The following is a 16,917-nucleotide window of genomic DNA, read 5'->3' as shown; positions in this document are numbered from 1 at the left end:
GGACCGTCGCGGTTTCCGGGTGATCAGTTTACCGCCGTTGGGGCATCGGGGCGGGACCGGTCAGGATGTTCGACAATTCATTCTGCCCATCGAACATCGGTGTGGCCGTTAATCTCTCGTGAAGATTTGCTTGCCGGTGCGCGGATTTACGATTGCTCGACGGCCGCTCTCAGCCGAGCATTTCGAGATTCAGGTCGCCCAGCAGATCGGGGTCGGCCAGCATTTCGATGGCGGTGATGCGGCCGTCGACGACGGTGAAATCGAAGACGACGCGCGGGGTGCCGCCAGTCGACCACACCAGGCCGGCGAGGCCGTCGATGAGGGCCGGGCGGGCGGCCTTGGCGCGGCCCGCGAAGGTGGTCGCGACCGCCTGTGCGCCACGGACTTCGGGGTCCGCGCCCATGGTGACGCCGATGGCGTCGGCGCGCACCACCACGTCGGGGTCGAGCAGTTCCAGCAGGGCCGCGAAGTCGCCGCCGCGGGAGGCGGTCAGGAAGGCATTGACCACTTCCTGCTGGCGTTCGCGGTCGACGGCGATCTCGTCGACGCCGCGCACGCGGCGCCGGCCGCGGCTGGCGAGTTGCCGGGCGGCGGCGGGGGTTTTGCCGAGAATGGGGGCGATTTCCTCGAACGGGACGGCGAACATGTCGTGCAGGACGAAGGCCAGCCGCTCGGTGGGGGTCAGGGTGTCGAGCACCACCAGCAGGGCGGCGCCGATCGAATCGCCCAGCAGCGCTTCCTGTTCCGGGCCGAAGGTGGCTTCCGGCGCGTCGTAGTCCTCGAGCGCGTCCTCGCGCCGGGTGCCGCGCGACTGGAGCATGTTCAGGCAGACGCGGGAGACGACGGTGGTGAGCCAGCCGGCCAGATTGTCGATCCCGTCGGTCTCGGAGCGGCTCAGCCGCAGCCAGGCTTCCTGGACGGCATCCTCGGCTTCGGCGGAGGAGCCGAGCATGCGCTGTGCCAGCGCTTGCAGCCGGCCGCGCTGCAGCTCGAATTCCCGTGCCACCAGGTCCAGTTCGTCACGCTCGTTGCCCATTGCCGAAGTCTCCTCGATCACGACCGGTCGGTCCATCCGAACCGTGCGGGCGTGTCCGGGAATCGGGGCCCACACCTCCACGACCGAGCAACCCGGCCGAATGTGACAGCGTCGATGAAACACCAGCTCAGAGGGGTCTCCGGTGCATCATCGCCCGCGGCGAAGATCCGATCATGGACGCCGTCCACCACGTCGGCTATAACGGCAATGGCCAGAACGTCGGTCTCGACGGCATGGCCGCAGCATCGCCACGGTGGAAGGAGCAGACGATCTTGTCCTCGGAACTCTCCGACAGCCCCGATCATTTCGAGGTGCGACCGGTGGGCCGGGTCCGCTCCCCGCTCACCGACCGCACCGGCGCACCGCGCCAGGCCGACGAGGACGCCCCACCCGCCGATATCGTTCTCGCGCCCGAATTCGCCGCGGCCGCAGCCGATCTGAGCCCGGGTATGCGCGTCGTCCTGCTCACCTGGCTGCACGCCGGGAGCCGCGATGTCCTCGCGGTCCATCCCCGCGGCGACCGCACCCGGCCGCCCACCGGCGTCTTCGCCACCCGCTCCCCCGACCGCCCCAACCCGATCGGCCTGCACGAGGTCACCATCACCACTGTGTCCCCCGAGGTCCTCGGTGTAGCCGGCCTGGAAGCCATCGACGGCACCCCGGTCCTCGACATCAAGCCGGTCCTGGGCGGCGTCGAAACCCGCTGACCGGCCCGGCTCGGGCGGGCGGCCGCGGGCCCGGCGTAGGTTGAGGATCATGGCGGCACCCAGGCATCCGATCCCGGCGGTCGGCACGCAGCGGCTGGCCGCGGCGTGTCAGGCCGAGGTGCCCGCATTGACCAAGCAGCTGATCGCGGCCATCTTCACCGACAATCCGGGGTGGACGGACTACACGGCGGTGCCGCGGGCGGACCTGCGGGACGGGTGCCGGCGGTATCTGACGCGGATCCTGGATCTGCTGGGCGGGCAGCCGCCGGATCCGGACGGGGACGATGTGGCCGCGGCCATCGGGCGGCGGCGGGCCGAGCAGGGCGTGCCACTGGAGGCCATGCTGCGGACCTTCCGGCTGGGCGGCCAGATCGTCTGGGAAGCGTTGCTGGACAAGGCCGATGACATCGGCTCGGCCGAGACTCGGCAGGTCGGTTCGGCGATGTGGGCGGTGGTCGACGGCATGTCGTCGGCGCTGGTCACCTCGTACCGGAACACCGAACTCGACCGGGTGCGCAGCGATGAGCGGCGCAGGCATTCGCTGATCGAGGATCTGCTGGCGGGGCGGGCGCACGACGCCACCTTCGCAGCGCGGGCTGGACGCGAGCTGAATCTGCCCGCGAACGGGGCGTATCTGGTGGTGGTGGCGCGCGGCGAGGGCGGGCCGCGGCTGCACATGGGGGCGGAGGCGGCGCTGGGAGTGTCGGGGATCAGGTCGGTGTGGCACGAGCGGGTGGATTCCACGGTGGGGCTGGTGTCGCTCGAGCATCGCGGGAGTTCGGCTGTGCTGCACCAGCTTCGCCCGCTGATCCGGGGACGGGCGGGGGTCTCGCCGGCGGTGCCGGGCCTGGCGGGCATCGATACCGCGCACGGGCTGGCGGTGCTCGCGCTGGACACCGTGCCCGGCGATGAGCAGGGGCTGCTGGTTTCGCTGGACGAGCGCTACCCGGAGGCGCTGCTGCTGCGCTCCCCCGATCTCACCGATCTGCTCGTCGCGCGCACCCTCGGCCCGGTGCTGGAACTGCCGCCCAAGGAGCGCGACATTCTGCTGCGCACACTGACCGTCTGGCTGGCCGAGAATTGCTCGGCGGCCAATGCCGCGCCGAAGTTGCACTGCCATCGCAACACGGTCATCAACCGGCTGCAGCGCATCACCCTGCTGCTCGGCCGCCCGCTCGAGGGGCAGCGGGCCTACCTGGAGCTTTCCCTCGCCCTGGCCGCCCTGGGACTGGCCGGCGCCGACCGCGACTGAGCCGCCGAAAACCCGCTACTCACGGGTACGAATTGTGCTCTGCGCCCAGCCTCGCCCTGTCATATATGGGCTTCCAGTGCATTGATTGTGCATTTGGTGACCGACAGACTCGATCGGAATAACCCGCATCACAACCGATGGCGGGTTACGAGAGCAATCGAGAACGAGGAGCACCACGAGTGCCGGAATTCGATCTTCTGGTGATCGGCGGCGGTCCGGGCGGTTACGTCGCCGCCATCCGCGCCGCCCAGCGGGGCCTGAAAGTGGCCCTGGCCGAGAAGGAACGCCCGGGCGGCGTCTGCCTGAACTGGGGCTGCATCCCGACCAAGGCCATGCTGCGCTCCGCCGAGGTCTTCCACACCATCGCGCACGCCGCCGATTTCGGCATCTACGCCGATAACCTGCGCTTCGACTACGCCGCGGTGCGGCAGCGCAAGGACGGCATCGTCAAGGAGCTGACCGACGGTGTCGCGGGTCTGCTGAAGGCCAATGGCGTGACCGTCATCGAGGGCCATGCCCGCTTCACGTCGCCTACCACGGTCGAGGTCGTCGAGGCCGGGCCGTCGCCGATCTTCGAGGGCGGCCCGCGCTACGCCGCCGCCCCGACCGCGAACGCCGTCCGGACCGTGAGCGCGAAGGATGTCATCGTCGCCACCGGTTCGATCCCGGCCGTGCTCCCGATCCCGGGCGCGGATCTGCCGGGCGTGATCACCTCCGACGGCGCGTTCGGCCTCACCGAGGTGCCGAAGCGCCTGGTCGTCATCGGCGGCAGCGCGGTGGGCGCGGAGTGGGCCAACCTGTTCCACGAGTTCGGCAGCGATGTCACCGTGGTCGAGATGCAGGATCGCCTGGTTCCGTTGGAGGACAAGGAGATCGGCACCGCCCTGGTGCGCTCGTTCACCAAGCGCGGCATCAAGGTGCTGACCGGTGCGACGGTCACCGCCATCGCCCAGGGCAGCAATGGCCTGACCGTCACCGTCGGCGGCCCGCAGGCGCAGGAGCTCGCCGCGGACGTGGTGCTGGTCGGCGTCGGCCGCCGCCCCAATACCGCCGGGCTGGGCCTGGACATCGCCGGAATCGACACCGACGCACGGGGTTTCATCCCCGTCGACGCGCAGCTGCGCACCGCTGTCGAGCATGTGTACGCCATCGGCGATGTCACCGGTAAGGCACTGCTCGCGCACGTCGCCTCGCATCAGGGTCTGGTCGCGTCCGACACCATCGCCGGCCACGCCGCCCACATCGACTACAACGTCATCCCCGCCGCGACCTTCACCCACCCGGAGATCGCCAGCGTCGGCCTCACCGAGGACGCCGCGAAGGCCGCGGGCCACGACGTCATCACCGCCAAGTTCCCGTTCGCGGCGCTGGGCCGGGCCAAGTCCTTCGGCGATCAAGAAGGCTTCATGAAGATCGTCGCGGGCCGGCAGCACCAGGAGGTGCTGGGCGTGCACATCATCGGCCCGTCGGCCAGCGATCTCATTACCGAAGGGGCCCTGGCGATCTCGCTGGAGGCGACCCTCGACGAGCTCGCCGACACCATTCACGCCCATCCCACCCTCGGCGAGATCGGCATGGAGGCCGCCCTGGTCGGGCTGGGCCTGCCGGTTCACGTCGCGCCGCCCCGGAAGCGTTGAGGAGTTCCGTCATGACCACGACCACCGCCGCGCCGCGCAAGACGGCGCGCAAGGCGACCCGCCCGGCCGATAAGGCCGCCGACGGAGCCGTATCGGAAAACCTCCTCGGCGGAGCCGATTTCGGCGGCGCGGATGCGGACACGCTGCGCGAGCTGTACACCGACATGCTGTTCATCCGCCGCTTCGAGGAGCGCACCGCGCAGGCGTACCAGCAGGCCAAGATCGGCGGCTACTGCCACCTCAACCTGGGTGAGGAAGCCACCGTCGTCGGCGTCGGAAAGGCCATGCGCCCCACCGACTATCTGTTCACCAACTACCGCGAGCACGGCTACGCGCTGGCCAAGGGCATCGAGCCCGGCCGCGTCATGGCCGAGCTGTACGGCCGCTCCACCGGCACCTCCAAGGGCTGGGGCGGGTCGATGCACATGTACGACACCGAGACCCGCCTGCTCGGCGGCTACGCCATTGTCGGCGGCCAGGTTCCGCTCGCCATCGGCGCGGCGCTGGCCATCGACTACCGCGGCGGCGACGACGTCGTGGTGTGCCAGATGGGTGAGGGCACCACCAATATCGGCGCCTTCCACGAGTCGCTGAACATCGCGGCGCTGTGGAACCTGCCCGTCGTGTTCCTGGTCATCAACAACCAGACCGGCATGGGCACCACCGTCGAGAAGTCCTCCGCCGAACCGGATCTGTGGAAGCGGGCGTCGTCCTACCGCATGCGTGGTGAGCGTGTGGACGGCACCGATGTGCTGGCCGTGCGCGAGGTCGCGAGCGATCTCATCGAGGCCGCGCGTCGCGAGGGCAAGCCCGCGCTGCTCGAGGCCGTCTCCTACCGCCTCAAGGGCCACTCGGTCGTCGACCCGGCCAAGTACCGCACCGAGGACGCCGCCTCCACCGCCGTCGAGCACGACCCGATCGTGCTGTGGCACAACCGTCTTCTCGAAGCGGGCGTGCTGAGCGAGGACTCCGCCGCCGCCATCGAGGCCGACGTCAAGGAACGCGTCCGCGCCGCGGTCGATTTCGCCGATCAGTCCCCGCACCCGGACCCGGCCACCCTGTTCGATTACAACTACGCGACCCCGGTCGCGGGCGATTCCCGTCGCCTGCCCGGCGATCCGCTCTTCACCGCCTAAGGACATCACCGTGGCTGTCATGACCTACCGTGAAGCGCTGCGCGAGACCCTCCGCGAGGAGATGCGGCGCGACGACGACGTCCTCCTCATCGGGGAGGAGATCGGCGTCTTCGAGGGCTCCTACAAGATCACCGCCGGCCTGCTGGCCGAGTTCGGCGAGAAGCGGGTGCGCGACACCCCGATCGCCGAAGAGGGTTTCGTCGGCGCGGCCATCGGCGCCGCCATGCTGGGCCTGCGCCCGGTCGTCGAGATCATGACGATCAACTTCTCGCTGCTGGCGCTGGACCAGATCGTCAATCACGCCGCCAAGATCTACGGCATGTTCGGCGGGCAGACGTCGGTGCCGATGGTCATCCGCACCCCCGGTGGCGGCGGCCAGCAGCTCGGCGCGACGCACTCGCAGAACATCGAGCTGTACTACGCGTTCGTGCCGGGCCTGAAGGTGGTCGCGCCGAGCACGCCCGCCGATGCGAAGGCGCTGCTCAAGGCCGCCATCGACGACGACGATCCGGTGCTGTTCCTGGAGAACCTCTCGCTCTACAACACCAAGGGCGAGGTGCCGGACGACCTGCCGCCCGCCGAGATCGGCAAGGCCGCGGTCACCCGCGAGGGCACCGACATCACGCTCATCGGCTACTCGCGCATGGCCACCGTGTGCACCCAGGTCGCGGAAAAGCTTGCCGCGGAGGGCATCTCGGCGGAGGTCGTCGACCTGCGCAGCCTGCGGCCGCTGGACCGCGACACCATTGTCGCCTCAGTCAAGAAGACCGGTTGCGCCGTCATCGGTGAGGACGACTGGCTGACCTACGGCATCGGTGCGGAGGTCGCGGCCTCCATCTCCGACGGCGCGTTCGACTACCTCGACGCCCCGGTGCGCCGGGTGGCCATGGCCGAGGTGCCGCTGCCCTACGCCAAGCCCCTGGAGAAGCTGGCGCTCCCGTCGCCGGACTCCCTCTACCGGGCCGCCCTCGAAACCCTTGCCGCCGTGGGCAAGCGACGCTGAGAACCGGAAGGAATCATGCCTGAAGTAACCATGCCCCGGCTCTCCGACACCATGGAGGAGGGCATCGTCTCGGCCTGGCTCAAGCAGGTCGGCGACCAGGTCAAGGCCGGCGAGATCCTCGCCGAGATCGAGACCGACAAGGCGCTGATGGAGCTCGAGGCCTACGAGGACGGCGTGCTCGAGCAGATCATCGCCGAGCCCGGCACCACTGTCGCTATCGGCGAGCCGATCGCGATTCTCGGTGACGGCAGCGGGGCGTCCGCTCCGGCTCCCGCCGCGGCTCCCGCCCCTGCGGCTCCGGCCCCCGCCGCCACGACCGATAGCGCGCAGGCGAATTCGGCTCCGGCCGCCGGAAACGGCAGTGTCCCTGCGGTTCCGGCCGAGTCCGGTGAGCGCAAGAAGTCGTCGCCGCTGGCCCGCAAGGTCGCCAAGGAACTCGGCGTCGACATCGCCGCCGTGACCGGCACCGGCCCCGGCGGCCGCGTCACCAGGCAGGATGTCGAAAACGCGGGCAGCGCAGCCGCTCCGGCCGCGCCCGCCGCTGCCGCCCCGGCCCCTGTCGCCCCGGCTCCCGCGATCGCTCCGGCCACCGGCGACTACGAAGAGATCCCGCTGACCACCATCCAGCGCGTCTCGGCCCAGCGCCTCACCGAGTCCAAGCAGCAGGCCCCGCACATCTATCTGACCAGTGCGATCGATGTGACCGAGCTGCTCGCGTTCCGCGCGCAGATCAACAAGACCCTGGAGGAGACCGGCTCCGGCAAGGTCAGCGTGAACGACCTGCTGGTGAAGGCGGTCGCCACCGCGCTGCGCCTGGATCCGGCGGTGAACGTCTCCTTCGCGGGCGACAAGCTGTTGCGGCACAACGCGATCAATATCGGTATCGCGGTCGCCACCGAGGCGGGCCTGCTGGTCCCGGTCATCCACGACGCCGACCGCAAGAGCGTGTCCGCCATCGCCGCCGAGGGCCGCGACAAGGCCGCCCGGGCGCGCGACCGCAAGCTGCGCGGCGAAGACATGTCCGGTGGCACCTTCACCATCTCCAACCTGGGCATGTTCGGCATCGAGCAGTTCACGGCCGTCATCAACCCGCCGGAGTCCGCGATCCTCGCGGTCGGCGCGGCCCAGGACGAGCTGAAGCTGGACGGCGAGAAGGTGGTGGCGCGCAAGATCCTTCGCGTCACGCTGTCGGCCGATCACCGTTCCATCGACGGCGCCGTCGCGGCCCGCTTCCTGCAGCAGTTGAAGGAGCTCATCGAGCATCCGCTGCGCATCGTGACCTAGTCACGCCCCGATCGCCGTCCGGTTTTCGATCCAGGATCGGACGACGTCGCCCGCCACCCGGCGCGCGCGGTTACCCATGCCACGCCGCGCGACCGGCAGCCGTACTCACGCGGCGGCGGGTAGTGAACGCCGGATGGCGTGGACCGGGTTTACCCGGCCGGTCCCCGCCATCCGGCTTTTCGCGTTCTAACGCCCGCGTTGGATGGAGAAGTGGGCTGTAGCCGGGCATGCTGAGCCGCGGGCGGACGTTCGAGCCCTGCTAACATCGCTGGTCGAGACGTGAATTCGCGCTGAACATGGTGCATCCCAGACGGTCGGAGAGGTGGATTGTGGGCGACGCCCGGACCGAACGATGGGCCGAACATCGGGTCGAGATGCGGCGCACTCTGATCGACGCGGCCATCCGCGTGATCGAGACCGAGGGTCCGCAGGCCAGCATGCGCGCCATTGCCGCCGAGGCGAAGGTCTCCAAGCCCACCCTCTACCGGTTCTTCGCCGACAAGGCGGATCTGGCGCTCGCCATCGCGGATCAGGCCAAGCAGGACATCGTGCGCGGCCTGGCCGAGGTCCGCCGGCAGCCGGCGGGCAGCGCCGGGGCGATGTTGCACGCCGCGCTCGCCGGATACGCCGCGCTGATCGTGGACCATCCGCAGATCGCGCGGTTCCTGTTCCTCGACGCGGAGAGCCCGGGGGCCAAGTCGCTCGAGAATTGGCAGGCGATCCGCTCCGAGGTCGCCGATCTGGTCATCCTGATCATCGAATCATCCGGCGCCACAACGACGGTCGACGCATCCCTCTACGCCTCGATGATCGTCGGGGCGGTGGAGGGCGCGGCGAACTGGTGGTCCGCGCCTGCCGAAATGCCCGGCTCGGCCGAGGAATTCGTGGCGGTGGCGGAACCCGTGGTGCGGGCGATCATCGAGCGGGCCGCGACCGCCGCCGGCGTGACGATCGATTTCGACAGGCCGCTCACCGCCGCCTCCTGACCTGCTCCGGCGGCTGCACCCCGCCTAGCGTGCGACACCTGTCGCCCGCAGATACGGCCAGAGTGCCGACCGCGCATGCCGGAGGAATGGTTCCTCGGCCGTCGTTCCTCGAGTCGAGAGGACGGCACGGATCCTCGCGCGGAAGACGGGTTCGGTCATGCCGAACTCGACCAGGATGTCCCCGGGGGTGGGGCCACCGTACGGCTGCCAGATCAGGGCGAACTCGACGATGGCCCACTCGTGACTCCGCACCGGCGTCAGAAAGCCGATTCTTCGAGGGTCATGATCTCGCTGTCGAGCGCGGCGAGGACCTCGAGGTCGGCGTCCAGTCCGGGCAGCACCTGCTGGGCGAAGAATGTCGCGGTGGCGGCCTTGCCCTCGTAGTAGCGGCGATCGGTCTCGGCCGGGTCCGAATCGAGTGCGGTGAGGGCGGTTTCGGCGCCGGCGAGCAGGCGCCACCCGATGAGGAGGTCGCCGACGGCGAGCAGGAAGCGGACCGAGCCGAGGCCCACCTTGTACAGCTCGTCGGGCTGTTCGCCGGCGGCCAGCAGATAGCCGGTCAGGATCCCCGCCATACCCTGGACCCTTTCCAGCGCGACCGACAGCTGATCCTTGGCGAGCTTCAGCTGCTCCGGACCGTCGGCTTCCGCGGTCCGGCGCACCTGGGTGAGCACGTGCCCCAGGGCGACGCCGTGATTGCGAGCGATCTTGCGGAAGAAGAAGTCCTGCGCCTGGATCGCCGTGGTGCCCTCGTACAGCGAGTCGATCTTCGCGTCGCGAATGTACTGTTCGATCGGATAGTCCTGCAGGAAGCCCGAGCCGCCCAGGGTCTGCAGCGATTCCGCCAGATACTGGTAGGCGCGTTCGGAGCCCACCCCCTTCACGATCGGCAGCAGCAGGTCGTTGACGGCTGCGGCCAGCTCCGGGTCCGCGCCCGAAATGTGCTGCGCCACCACAGCATTCTGATGCCCGGCCGTGTAGAGGTAGATCGATCGCAGCCCTTCGGCGTAGGCCTTCTGCAGCAGCAGGGATCGGCGCACGTCAGGGTGGCTGATGATCGTCACCTTCGGGGCCGTCTTGTCGGCCTGCCGGGTCAGATCCGCACCCTGCACACGCTGCTTCGCGTAGTCCAGCGCGTTCAGGTAGCCGGTGGACAGCGTCGAGATCGCCTTGGTGCCCACCATCATCCGGGCTTCCTCGATCACCTTGAACATCTGCGCGATACCGTCGTGCACCTCGCCCACGAGCCAGCCGACCGCGGGAACGCCGTGCCCGCCGAGGGTCAGCTCACAGGTGGCCGAGGCCTTGAGACCCATCTTGTGCTCGACATTGGTGACGAACACGCCGTTGCGCTCACCGAGCTCACCGGTCTCCGGATCGAAGTGGAACTTCGGCACGAAGAACAGGGACAGGCCCTTGGTGCCCGGACCGGCGCCCTCCGGCCGCGCCAGCACCAGGTGCGCGATGTTCTCGAACAGATCGTCCGAATCCGCGCCGGTGATGAAGCGTTTGACGCCCTCGAGCCGCCAGGAACCGTCCTCCTGCCGAACGGCTTTCGTCCGGCCCGCACCGACGTCGGAGCCGGCGTCGGGCTCGGTGAGCACCATGGTGCCGCCCCAGTTCCGCTCCGTCATCAACTTCGCCCAGTGGCGCTGCTGCTCGGTGCCGACGCCGTGCAGGACATTGGCCATCATCGGGCCGATCAGGTACATGTAGGCGGCCGGTTGCGCACCGAGCACGAATTCCGAGATGGCCCAGGACACCATCGCGGGCGCCGGCATCCCACCGATCTCCTCGGCCTTGCCCACCCGCCACCAGTCCGCGTCGTACCAGGCCCGGACGGCCTGCTTGAAGTCTTCCGGCAGCCGCACCGCGTGTGCCGCCGCGTCGAAAACCGGTGGCGTGCGATCGGTTTCGGCGTAGGGCGCCGCCACGGGTCCCTCGGCGAGGCGGGCCGCTTCGGCCAGCATGGTGCGCACGGTGTCGGCGTCGAGGTCACCGAAGGCGCCCGCGTCCAGGACGGTCCCGAGCCCGAACACCTCGAACAGGTTGAATTCGAGGTCGCGGACGTTGCTCTTGTAATGGCTCACGAGTCACCACTTTTCGAGAAAAGGCACAGGCTGACAATGGCTTGTTAATGACCGATAAGTAAGGAACAGCCATCAATTCCCGCCATTCATGCACTGGTAGCAGGCAACTCGAATCGAATAAGTGAATGGCCGCTAAGTGGTGTAATTCACCGGGCCGTCGCACGGACGCCGACCGGGGCCGCCGCGATCCGCTCGTCGACCGCCACCAGGACGTCGACGAGATCGTCACGCCACCGCAACCGCGGATTGCGGACGGCCTCGATGACGACCGTGGTGGACGCGCGGATCAGCAACCGCGCCACCGCCGCCGGGATCTCGGGCCGGACGGCTTCCAACATGCGCCCCCACTGGGCAATGCCGTCCAGGCGGACGCGCCGGTAGCGCTGCACCGCGTCGGTGGGCAGGTGGCGGGTCTCGCTGACCGTAATGGCCAGCAGGTCCGGTTCGTCGACGCCGAATCGTGCGAAGCTGCGCATCAGCGAGCGCATCGACGCCTCGACGCTGCGGGTCCCCGCAACCGCCCGTACCAGCGTCAACTGCAGCCACTCGTCCTGACGTCGCACGATCCGATCGAGCAGCTCGGCCTTGTTCGAGAAGTGGTAGTACAGCGCGGGCCCCGAGACCCCCACCGCCGCGCCGATATCCTCGATGCCGACGGCAGCGAAACCGCGGCTGCTGAACAATTTGGCCGCCTCGGCGAGTATCCGCTCGGACCGGAGCGCTCGATCCAGTGCCGCATTCGCACCGTCGAGCCGCGCCGATCGCGCCGGCGAACGTCCCACCGGACGGTCCGGTAGTTCCGTCCGGATCACCTCGGCGACAACGGAATCGAGCACCTGAGCCGCGATCGGCAGTGGCAGCTCGGTCCGGTGGTAGGACGGGCTGACCGCGACCGACAGCACGCACCAGCTCAGCAACTCGACGTCGGCGACGTTCAGTTCGGGACGGCAGCTGCGAATCCAGTGTCTGAGATATCCGGTGAGTCGGGCGGCGCGCAGAAGCACGGCCGCTCGGTCACCGGGCGCGAGATTGCGGAATTCCAACTGCCACAACCTGGGCAGCTCACGCAGTTCGAGAGCGACGCGGACCAGGGCGGCCGGTGTCGCCGCCCCTGACGGGTCGGCCCGGTGGGCGGCGTCGACGCGCGCCAGGGTCTCGTCGAGGCCGACCAGAAGGCACTGCCCCAGCAGTTCCTGCTTACCGCGGAAGTGCCGATACAGCGCCGGGGCCGAAATGCCCACGGCCGCCGCGATATCGGACATGGAGGTGCCGTGATAGCCATCGTGTGCGAAGGCGTCCAGTGCGGCATTCAAGATCATGGAACGCCGGGTCGAGGGTCGTTTCCTGGTCGCAGCGGTTCTCGTCCGCCGGGGCGCCGGTGCCGACATCCGCTCAGCTCGCTGGCTCACCGACGGCAGCCGATGCCGCCGCCGACCGATCCGATCGGGTCGGCGTGCGTCGCCGCAGCACCACCCGACGGCCCTTGGCCGGTGCCAACGCCACTCCGCGGTCGTGCCATTTCTCGTCCAGTTCGGTGGTGGGCACCAGTTCGAAATCGCGTAGCAGGCACCTCAGGACGACCTTTACCTCCATGTTCGCGAACTCCGCCCCGATGCACCGCCGGTAACCACCGCCGTAGGGCAGCCGGGAGGTGAAGTCGGGCTTGCCGCCACCATAGCGAGGGAGTGACATTCATGATGGGAAGACTCCCTCTTGGTACCGTCGGTACCGATACCGACGGTACCCCAGTGTGTCTCGCCAGGCGGCGTTCGTCAACAGTGCGTCCCAGACAGGGAAGGCACCTCACTCCGGAGCGACCCGCATCACATCGCCGGCCACCGAGTGACCCTGCCTTTATTTTGTTGTGCAGCAACATAATTCGCCCCAATGCCTCATTGTGCAGGTGTTCAATCGTTGTTCACCGAAAACCTCCCCGCTCGGTCACACCTTCCGGGTGGAGCAACTACAACGATTGAGCGATCGCCCTCTGCTGGGCGACCACGGCGCGGCAACCTGCTGCTGCGCCGGAACTCTCGGTAAAACGACTTCGCCGCCGACGTCGCCGCCGGCACGCTGCCGTCGGTCTCCTGGGTGATCCCGCCGCTGTTCAACTGCGAACATCCCGCACTGCCACCGGCTTTCGGTGCGGTCGGCATCATGCAGGTGCTCGACATCCTGACCTCCAACCCGGCCGTGTGGGAGAAGACCGCGCTCATCGTGTCCTATGACGAGAACGGCGGCTTCTTCGACCACGTCACGCCGCCGACCCCGCCGCCGGGCACCCCCGGGGAATACCTCACCGTGGACTTGAACCGGGTCTGGGACGCGAAGGGCATCGCCGGGCCCATCGGCCTCGGCTACCGGGTGCCCTGCCTGGTCATCTCGCCCTACTCCCGCGGCGGGCTGGTCGCCTCCCAAACCTTCGACCACACCTCCCAGTTGCGTTTGCTGGAAACGCGATTCGGCGTCGACGTACCGAACCTGACCTCCTGGCGGCGCTCCGTCACCGGCGATATGACCTCGGCATTCGACTTCGCGTCCTTGCCGGACAGCACGCAACCGGCCATCACCGACCCGCGCACCCGCACCGACGCCGCGGTAGCCCAGTGCGGGCCGAACCTCGCCCGCGGCACGGCCACGGTCGGCGTCCCCTACCCGGTCCCGCCGAACTCGATGCCCGTGCAGCTACCCGGCACCCGCCGCCGCCCCAGCGGCACCGCCTGATCCGCGCCGCTATCGGGTGGTGGCGGGAGCGCGATGCAGTTCCTTGCGGTCGTAGTAGCCCGTCACCACCAGGCCCACCAGCAGACCGATCAGCAAACCCAGCAGGGTCATCCAGAACGCGTGACTCAGCCCCGCCGAGCCGTCGCCGTTGAAATAGAGGATGGCGCGCACCCCGAGATACACCTGATGCATCGGCTCGAAATCGGACAGCCACGCAACGGGTTTCGGGATCGCCTCGACCGGGACGGTACCGCCGGACGACGGCAGGCCCAGCACGATGAACAGCACCAGGTTCACCAGCATGCCCAGGGTCCCGAGCGCGGACACGATCGACAGTGCGGTGACTCCGACCGCGATGATGCCGAACGTGCTGTAGAGGAACAGCAGTGGCGGGCGGTCGATCGGCATGCCCAGCCAGTGCCCGATCCCCATGAAGATCGCCGCCACCACGGGTGCGACACCGGTGATGATGCCCCATTTGAGGAACAGCGTCCGCAGCCGGGAGATCGGCACCGGCGGATAGTGGACGTACCAGGGACCGAATTCGGTGGGCGCGAAACCCAGTGCGGAATCGACCATTCCATTGATCACCATCGCGCCGGTGAACCCGGCCAGCAGGACCATCACCGTGTAGAAGAAGGCGGTGAGGCCATTACCCGTGCCGCTGGGCAGCGGATGAAACGGTGTGACGGTCACGTCGATCGGCGCGGCCAGCATGAGCTTGCTGAGCCCCGGCAGCTGCGGCGCGGGAGCGCCGGCGGGCGCCTGCAGCTGGGTGTTCACCGTTGCGGTGAGACGTTGGCCGACAGTGTCGTTGGCCTGTTTCAACGCCGTGCCGGCGATATTCTGCACCACCTGGGCGCTGAAGGTGCCAGCGCGCGGATTGGTGTACACCGTGATCTGCGGTTGCGTCACGTCCCCGGACACCACGCTCGCGGAGGCGAAAATGCCGAGCCGCTTGGTGAAGTCACTCGGGATGACGATCGCCCCGTACACCTTCCCCGAGCCCAGTTGGTGCTCTGCCTCGTTGATGCCGAGCACCCGCAGATCGACCTTGTCGCCCGGAATCTGCTGCACGAGAGCATCACTGATCTGCTTGCCGACATTGGTGGGCTGTCCGCCGATCACATCACCGGAGTCCTGATCGACCAGCGCGATCGGAAATCCGTGCAGATGCTTCGCCGGATCCACCACATACGCCAGATACATGGTGGCCAGCAGCGCCATCAGCAGCGACACCACCACGGCCGGGGCCAGCCACACCCGCACGCTCTTGCGCGGGACGCTCGCCGGAACCGTCTCCTCTACGTTCGCCATGTGCACACCCAGCTCTTTCGGTTCAGGGGTTGGTCCCGGTGACCTCTCGGACGAATGCGTCGATGGACTCCTGCATCTGGGTGTGGCCGGGTTCCTCGAGCGGCCGGGGCGCGCGGGTTCAGGTACTGATCGAGGTGGATGTTGTTGCCCTTCCACTCCCAGAACTCCTCGGCCGGCAGGTCGTCTTCGGCCGTGATCCGCAACCGGGGCGGCAGAAACGCCTGGAGTTCCCGCCACGCGGTTTGATCGCGGTGGAGGGTGGCGGATTCGGATTCACGCTTCATCGAAAACTCCTCCGGGTCAAGCAGTTACGACGGCTACCCCTCCGAACGGGGTGGGTTGGTGATACATGGCCGGATGCTCGAACAACAGTTTGCCCGCCGTTCGCCACGACTTACATCGTGGTCAGAAAGCGAAGGCCCGTCAACAACGCGATCTCGCTCCGAATCTCGATCCACGCCTTTCGATGATCTCCGGCCGGAAACATGGCTATGGCAGCACAGGACATCCCCGCATACCCAGCTCCCGCCCAGCGTCATCCAGGCGCCGCTCCCGCTGGTGTACGAGGTGTTCACCGATCGCGAGCGCAGTGGCGAATACCTGCCCATGCGAACACGCCTGGACCGGCCCGGCACCAGCGCACGCCAGGGCGTAGGTGCGGTCGGATGTGACCTGGACGACCTCACGCCGGTCCAGCCGACCCTCGAGTGACGGTTGCCACGCTCGCGACATGATGAGAAGATTTGTTAGTAACTCTCTCATCCTGTCGCCCTGTGCAGTCGACAGGATCGGTTGATCAAAGGAGATCCACCATGACCGCCGCCGTCGCGCTCGACCACGAGTCCCGAGGTGCACGCCCCGAACGCCGCCCGTTCGGACCCGGCAGCCGGATGTGGGAGGACACCGGACTCGTCACCTTCTCGCTCACGGCCGGCTCGGCATTCCTGCTGCAGACCATGGAACCCTCGATCGCCGCGGTGGTGGACGAGCACTCGACGTTCCGCACCGACGCACTCGGCCGCGCGGCCCGCAGCATCGCCTCGGTGATGATGTGGATCTACGGCGGCGAAGAGGGGCTCGCGGAAGCCGACCGGCTGCGAAAGATGCACGCCACCTTGAACTCCACGGACGCACAGGGCGTCAAACACCGCGCCCTGTCCTCCGGCCCCTGGGCCTGGGTGCTCCACACCGCCATCTTCGCCTTCACCGAGGGCAACAAATACTTCTCCAGCGATCAGTTGACCGAGGCGCAGAAGGAGTCCTACTACCAGGAGGTCGTGCAGCTCATGCGCAACTTCTCGGTGGCCCCCAAGGAGATTCCGCCCACTTACGCCGACTGGTTGCCCTGGTTCGAGGACCAGATCGAAAACCACCTGATGCCCACGAACGTGGCCTACGACTACCTGAAGGTCATCCGGAACATCGCCCCGCCCACGCAGATTCCCGCGCCACTGCACCCGGTGTGGCGCGTCGCGACCAAACCCGTCGGCCGCCTCCAGTACTTCTTCACCGTAGGCACCACCCCCGACGCCATCCGCGACAAGCTCGGACTGGAATGGACCGCGAAAGACGAACGTGCGCTGCGCATCCTGGGCTGGACCATCGGCCGCACCGTCCCCCTGCTCCCCGAGCGCGTCCGCTACTTCCCCATCGCCTACGAGGCCCGCCGCCTCGAACGCGACCGCGCCCGCCTCCGCAAGATGATCAGCCTGCGTCCCGTGTAATCACCGGGATCGGGGAGCTCT

The 16,917-nt window shown here is 68.1% G+C and carries 15 protein-coding genes and 1 pseudogene; 10 read left to right on the top strand and 6 right to left on the bottom strand.

Annotated elements, in window-relative coordinates:
• Nucleotides 1-169: 169 nt before the first annotated feature.
• A complete protein-coding gene (locus ACFXN1_RS45105; RefSeq protein WP_379399820.1) occupies nt 170-1,036 on the bottom strand; it encodes a sigma-70 family RNA polymerase sigma factor in 867 nt (288 codons plus the stop codon).
• 173 nt (nt 1,037-1,209) lie between these two features.
• On the opposite strand from ACFXN1_RS45105, the gene tsaA reads away from it, so the two are divergent.
• The 7 genes from tsaA to ACFXN1_RS45070 all read left to right on the top strand — a co-directional run bounded on the left by tsaA (nt 1,210) and on the right by ACFXN1_RS45070 (nt 9,041).
• Complete coding sequence (gene tsaA, locus ACFXN1_RS45100; RefSeq protein ID WP_379440341.1) at nt 1,210-1,743, top strand: tRNA (N6-threonylcarbamoyladenosine(37)-N6)-methyltransferase TrmO; 534 nt, start codon at nt 1,210-1,212, stop codon at nt 1,741-1,743.
• 49 nt (nt 1,744-1,792) lie between these two features.
• On the top strand, nt 1,793-2,995 hold the full coding sequence (locus ACFXN1_RS45095; RefSeq protein ID WP_379399822.1) for a PucR family transcriptional regulator: 1,203 nt from the start codon (nt 1,793-1,795) through the stop codon (nt 2,993-2,995).
• Nucleotides 2,996-3,174: 179 nt separating this feature from the next.
• A complete protein-coding gene (gene lpdA / locus ACFXN1_RS45090) occupies nt 3,175-4,632 on the top strand; it encodes a dihydrolipoyl dehydrogenase (protein ID WP_379440342.1) in 1,458 nt (485 codons plus the stop codon).
• Between the two features lie 11 nt (nt 4,633-4,643).
• Nucleotides 4,644-5,768 carry a pyruvate dehydrogenase (acetyl-transferring) E1 component subunit alpha gene (pdhA, locus tag ACFXN1_RS45085; RefSeq protein ID WP_379440344.1) on the top strand — a complete coding sequence of 375 codons (1,125 nt, stop codon included), beginning with the start codon at nt 4,644-4,646 and terminating at the stop codon, nt 5,766-5,768.
• Between the two features lie 19 nt (nt 5,769-5,787).
• Nucleotides 5,788-6,771 carry an alpha-ketoacid dehydrogenase subunit beta gene (locus ACFXN1_RS45080; RefSeq protein ID WP_379378293.1) on the top strand — a complete coding sequence of 328 codons (984 nt, stop codon included), beginning with the start codon at nt 5,788-5,790 and terminating at the stop codon, nt 6,769-6,771.
• Nucleotides 6,772-6,786: 15 nt separating this feature from the next.
• Nucleotides 6,787-8,055: a dihydrolipoamide acetyltransferase family protein gene (locus tag ACFXN1_RS45075; RefSeq protein ID WP_379440345.1), complete on the top strand. Its 1,269-nt coding sequence runs from the start codon at nt 6,787-6,789 to the stop codon at nt 8,053-8,055.
• Between the two features lie 329 nt (nt 8,056-8,384).
• A complete protein-coding gene (locus ACFXN1_RS45070; protein WP_379440347.1) occupies nt 8,385-9,041 on the top strand; it encodes a TetR/AcrR family transcriptional regulator in 657 nt (218 codons plus the stop codon).
• 24 nt (nt 9,042-9,065) lie between these two features.
• Here the strand turns inward: ACFXN1_RS45070 and ACFXN1_RS45065 are convergent, their stop codons facing one another.
• The 4 genes from ACFXN1_RS45065 to ACFXN1_RS45050 all read right to left on the bottom strand — a co-directional run bounded on the left by ACFXN1_RS45065 (nt 9,066) and on the right by ACFXN1_RS45050 (nt 12,823).
• Nucleotides 9,066-9,293 carry a hypothetical protein gene (locus ACFXN1_RS45065; RefSeq protein WP_379440348.1) on the bottom strand — a complete coding sequence of 76 codons (228 nt, stop codon included), beginning with the start codon at nt 9,291-9,293 and terminating at the stop codon, nt 9,066-9,068.
• Between the two features lie 5 nt (nt 9,294-9,298).
• Nucleotides 9,299-11,131 (bottom strand): acyl-CoA dehydrogenase, encoded by a 1,833-nt coding sequence (locus ACFXN1_RS45060; RefSeq protein ID WP_379440350.1) that lies wholly within the window; start codon nt 11,129-11,131, stop codon nt 9,299-9,301.
• Nucleotides 11,132-11,277: 146 nt separating this feature from the next.
• Nucleotides 11,278-12,450, bottom strand: a complete 1,173-nt coding sequence (locus ACFXN1_RS45055) for a TetR/AcrR family transcriptional regulator (RefSeq protein ID WP_379440352.1) — start codon at nt 12,448-12,450, stop codon at nt 11,278-11,280.
• 73 nt (nt 12,451-12,523) lie between these two features.
• Nucleotides 12,524-12,823 (bottom strand): cytochrome P450, encoded by a 300-nt coding sequence (locus ACFXN1_RS45050; protein WP_379440353.1) that lies wholly within the window; start codon nt 12,821-12,823, stop codon nt 12,524-12,526.
• A gap of 348 nt (nt 12,824-13,171) precedes the next feature.
• On the opposite strand from ACFXN1_RS45050, the pseudogene ACFXN1_RS45045 reads away from it, so the two are divergent.
• Nucleotides 13,172-13,855, top strand: a pseudogene (locus ACFXN1_RS45045) (alkaline phosphatase family protein); the annotation flags it as partial.
• 9 nt (nt 13,856-13,864) lie between these two features.
• On the opposite strand, the gene ACFXN1_RS45040 reads toward ACFXN1_RS45045, so the two are convergent.
• Nucleotides 13,865-15,172: a YhgE/Pip domain-containing protein gene (locus ACFXN1_RS45040; RefSeq protein ID WP_379399832.1), complete on the bottom strand. Its 1,308-nt coding sequence runs from the start codon at nt 15,170-15,172 to the stop codon at nt 13,865-13,867.
• Nucleotides 15,173-15,739: 567 nt separating this feature from the next.
• Here ACFXN1_RS45040 and ACFXN1_RS45035 point away from each other — a divergent pair.
• Nucleotides 15,740-15,883 (top strand): hypothetical protein, encoded by a 144-nt coding sequence (locus ACFXN1_RS45035; RefSeq protein ID WP_379399833.1) that lies wholly within the window; start codon nt 15,740-15,742, stop codon nt 15,881-15,883.
• A gap of 101 nt (nt 15,884-15,984) precedes the next feature.
• A complete protein-coding gene (locus ACFXN1_RS45030) occupies nt 15,985-16,896 on the top strand; it encodes an oxygenase MpaB family protein (protein WP_379440355.1) in 912 nt (303 codons plus the stop codon).
• The last annotated feature ends 21 nt before the right edge of the window (nt 16,897-16,917 follow it).

Source organism: Nocardia sp. NPDC059154 (assembly GCF_042755705.1).
In the GTDB taxonomy this organism is placed as follows: domain Bacteria; phylum Actinomycetota; class Actinomycetes; order Mycobacteriales; family Mycobacteriaceae; genus Nocardia.
The sequence above is the reverse complement of the archived record's forward strand: the minus strand, read 5'-3'. Positions and strand labels throughout refer to the sequence as shown.